The organism is Sphingomonas olei (genome assembly GCF_045369765.1).
Taxonomy (GTDB): Bacteria; Pseudomonadota; Alphaproteobacteria; order Sphingomonadales; family Sphingomonadaceae; genus Sphingomonas; species Sphingomonas panaciterrae.
Window position 1 is genome coordinate 1 of record NZ_JBIQEU010000051.1, and the last position, 4,105, is coordinate 4,105.

2 protein-coding genes are annotated in these 4,105 nt (G+C 59.6%); both read left to right on the forward strand.

The window, feature by feature from the left end; genetic code table 11:
• Positions 1–122: 122 nt before the first annotated feature.
• Positions 123–3,032 (forward strand): Tn3 family transposase, encoded by a 2,910-nt coding sequence (locus tag ACH0BU_RS17860; protein WP_006961814.1) that lies wholly within the window; start codon positions 123–125, stop codon positions 3,030–3,032.
• 142 nt (positions 3,033–3,174) lie between these two features.
• Positions 3,175–4,041 carry a recombinase family protein gene (locus tag ACH0BU_RS17865; RefSeq protein ID WP_006961816.1) on the forward strand — a complete coding sequence of 289 codons (867 nt, stop codon included), beginning with the start codon at positions 3,175–3,177 and terminating at the stop codon, positions 4,039–4,041.
• Positions 4,042–4,105: the final 64 nt, after the last annotated feature.

Genomic DNA, 4,105 nt, shown 5'->3' on the forward strand with positions numbered 1-4,105 from the left:
GGCCCAGTCGGCCCGAAGCTGCGATTTTGGTCATCTTGGAGAACACGTCGGGAACGGGCTGGTTGTTGTTGACGATCGCCCATGCGAGGAACGACGTTCCGCTCCGATAAGGGAGCGGCGTTATGAGCCTTGGCGTTTCGAGTGGGGATCTGATCGGCTCCTGGAGCCTGAGTTTTTCGGACATCGCGTTCGTGACCGGCAAAGCGGAGACGGCACGACTGGGATTGGCGGTTCAGCTTAGATTTTTCGCCGGGCATGGCTTCTTTGTGCCGGATCATGCGTCGATACCCTCCGACGGTGTCTTGTATCTGGCGGAGCAACTTGGTCTCGATGCCAAATCCGTGAACCACTATGATTTTTCCGGGCGCACCGCCCGCCGGCATTGCGCGGAGATTTTGCGGCATCTCGGGTTCCGCCGTATGACGCAGACGGATCGCAGGGCGTTGTCGAGGTGGATTTCCGACGATCTTTGTGCGGGCGGGCAGCCGATCAATGCCATGCTCGAGCATGTTTTCCTGTGGTGCCGCGACCGCCGTATCTATGGGCCGTCGCGCAAGGAGCTGGAACGCCTCGTCCGTTCGCAACGACACCTCTATCTGGAGGCCCTGTTGGCCCGAGTCCGCGATCGGCTTGCGCCGGATGCGGTCGCCTTGCTGGAAGCCTCGCTCGCCGATCCCGATGGCCCGACCGGCTTCAACACGATGAAGGGGGATGCAGGTCAGGCGACGCTCGAAAACATTCTTGGCGTGACCGCCAAACTCGCCTTTATCCAACGGCTTGCTCTTCCCCGAGATTTCCTATCGGTCACGGGCAAGGCATGGGTCGATCAGATCGTTCGCCGGGTTGCCGGCGAGAAAGCCTCGGAGATGCGCCGGCATGTACCGGCGCGCCAGCTCGGGCTCTATGCCGTTTATCTGATGGCGCGGGAAGCTCAGCTTACGGATGCGATGGTCGACCTGCTGATCGAGACGGTCCATAAGATCGGATCGCGCTCGAAACGCAAGGTGGTGGGCGATATCGCGAAAGACATCGAGCGGGTCTATGGCAAGGAGCGACTCCTGGTCGAGATTGCCAGCGCTTCGATCGACGATCCATCCGGGCGCATCTGCGATGTCATTTTCCCAATCGCCGGCAAGGACAAACTGGCGGCGATCATCAAGGAAAGCCAGGCAAAGGGCGCCTTGGATCGGCGGATCTACAAGGTGATGCGGAGGTCATGGGCCAATCATTATCGCCGTATGCTGCCAAGCCTGCTTTCGGCACTGGAGTTCCGGTCGAACAACGCCGTGTGGCGTCCGGTGCTGGCGGCCCTGGACTGGATCAGAAGCAAAGTGGATGATGGATGCCGCTACGTGCCGCCGCACGCAGTGCCGGTCGACGAGGTCATTCCGGCGAGATGGCGCAGTTCCGTCATTGATGAAGAGGGGCGCGTAAACCGGATCAGTTATGAGCTTTGTGTCCTCGCGCAACTGCGCGATCGCATCCGTTCTAAGGAAATCTGGGTTGTCGGGGCGGACCGATACCGCAATCCCGATGACGATCTTCCCAAGGACTTCGATGCGCGGCGAGAAGCATATTACACAGGATTGAACCTGACGGCGGATGCGCGTGCATTTTCAAGCGCCATCCGGGAAGAGCTTGCTCAGGAACTGTTGCTCCTCAATGCCAATATTCCCCGGAACGACAAGGTTCGGCTGCTGTGGCGCGGCGAGAACCGTATATCTCTCACCCCGTTCAAACCCTTGCCCGAACCCAGGGGTCTCGCCTCGATCAAGACCGAGATCGGCCAACGCTGGCCGATGACCGGGCTGCTCGACGTACTGAAGGAGGCTGCCCTTGATACGGGACTTCTCGAAGCGTTCGAAACATCGGCCTCGCGTGTTGCACTGCCGAAAACCGCGCTGGATCAACGTCTCCTGCTATGCCTCTACGGCCTGGGAACGAATGCCGGGCTCAAGCGGATCGCCGGCGCCACCCCCGATGTCAGCTATGAAGAGCTGCTGCATGTCCATCGCCGCTTCGTTCATGCCGCGGCGCTCAAGGAGGCGTGTGCCAGGGTTGCGAATGCGACCCTGGCAATCCGCAATGCTGCAGTCTGGGGGGACGCCGGCACGGCCTGTGCGTCAGATTCCACAAAGTTCGGAGCCTGGGATCGCAACCTGATGACGGAATGGCATGCGCGTTATGGTGGACGGGGCGTCATGATCTACTGGCATGTCGAACGACGCGCGACATGCGTCTATTCCCAGCTCAAGCGCTGCTCTTCCTCCGAGGTCGCCTCCATGATCGAGGGCGTGCTGCGCCATTGCACCGACATGGAAATCCAGCGACAATATGTTGATAGTCATGGCCAAAGCGCGGTTGGCTTTGCATTTTGCCGGCTTCTCGGATTTGAGCTTGCACCCCGCCTGAAAGCGATCGCTCGCCAGAAGCTGGCTCTTCCCGATGTCGGCATGCGAACGCGGCTTCCCCACTTGCAGCCGATCCTCTCCAGTCCGATCAACTGGGATGAGATCGAGCAGCAATATGACGAGATGGTCAAATATGCAGCCGCGATGCAGACAAAAACCGCCGACCCGGAGGCGATCCTGCGCCGGTTTAGCCGCTCCGAGGTGATGCACCCGACCTACAAGGCGTTGAGTGAGCTGGGCCGCGCGGTCAAGACGATCTTCCTGTGCCGGTATCTGCGCGAGGAGTCCTTCCGCCGCGAAATTCATGAAGGCCTGAATGTCGTTGAAAACTGGAACAGTGCCAATGGGTTCGTTTTCTTCGGCAAGGGCGGCGAGATCGCCACTAACCGCATCGATGAGCAGCAGCTCTCGGTCCTGGCGCTACATTTGCTGCAAGCGTCGCTTGTCTATGTGAACACCCGAATGCTTCAGAGCGTGCTGGTGGAACCGAAATGGACGGGCCGGATGACGCCGGATGATTATCGCGGCCTCACACCGCTGATTTACAGCCACGTCAATCCTTATGGCCGCTTCGACCTCGATCTGAATAGCCGGATCGATTTTGGGCGGCTTGCTGCCTGACCGGGGCCTTTCCGCTCGCACCATTTGGGTGCACCCGAACGTGACGATCGGAAGTGACATATACGACATGTCACAAAAGGGTGGTTCCGTCACCAATGTTACTGTACGAGGGCAAAGCCACCCTAATGTGACGGATTTGCCCATGACCCGCGTCGGCTACGCCCGCGTCAGCACCATCGACCAGGATCTCGACATCCAGGTTGCCCGGTTGAAGGCAGCGGGCTGTGAAATCCTCCGCTCCGAAACAGGCTCGGGCGCATCGCGCACTGGACGCACGGAGCTTGAGACGATCATGCAGTTCCTGCGCGCCGATGACGAACTCGTCGTCCTGCGTCTCGATCGGCTCGGTCGCTCCACACGCGATGTTCTCAATCTGGTTCATGAACTCGACCAGAAGGGAGCCTCATTGCGGGTGCTTGAGCCGGAGGTGACGACGGCCGGAAGCATGGGGCGGATGGTGATCACCATTCTGGGCATGGTCGCGGACATGGAACTGACGTTCATCAAGGACCGGCAGCGCGCCGGGATCGAGGCGGCGCGCGCCGAAGGCGTCTACAAAGGCCGGAAGAAAAACATCGATGACGATGAAATCCGACGCCGGATCACCGCCGGCGCGAGCAAGGCCAGCGTCGCGCGCGACCTCAAGATCTCAAGAATGACCGTCTATCGGGCGCTTGACGTCATTCCTTCAAGGATCGGGCTGCCGGAAAAGCCGCCTTCTGTCACCATCGCCCTGCATCTGACCATCGAGAACTTCAACAAGCATGGTCGTGGCAGAAAGCCCGCTCGCGAGCGCATTGAGGCGATGCTGGAGCGGGATTACCAGATGCAAAAGACCGGGAACTGCGATTACACGCTGACCGTCGCCTATGATCAGGGTGCCGATGGCGTCAGCCTCGATGATGAGATCGCATCTCTCCAGACAGAGATGTTCAACATCGCAGAGAGCTACAGGTGCTCGATCGAGACCGATGTTTACGAGATTGGAGGACAAGAGCGAGCCTGGTAGATCGCCATGTTCAATCTTTGTTCTTCAACATGGCCAAAATCGCAGCTTCGGGCCGACTGGGCCA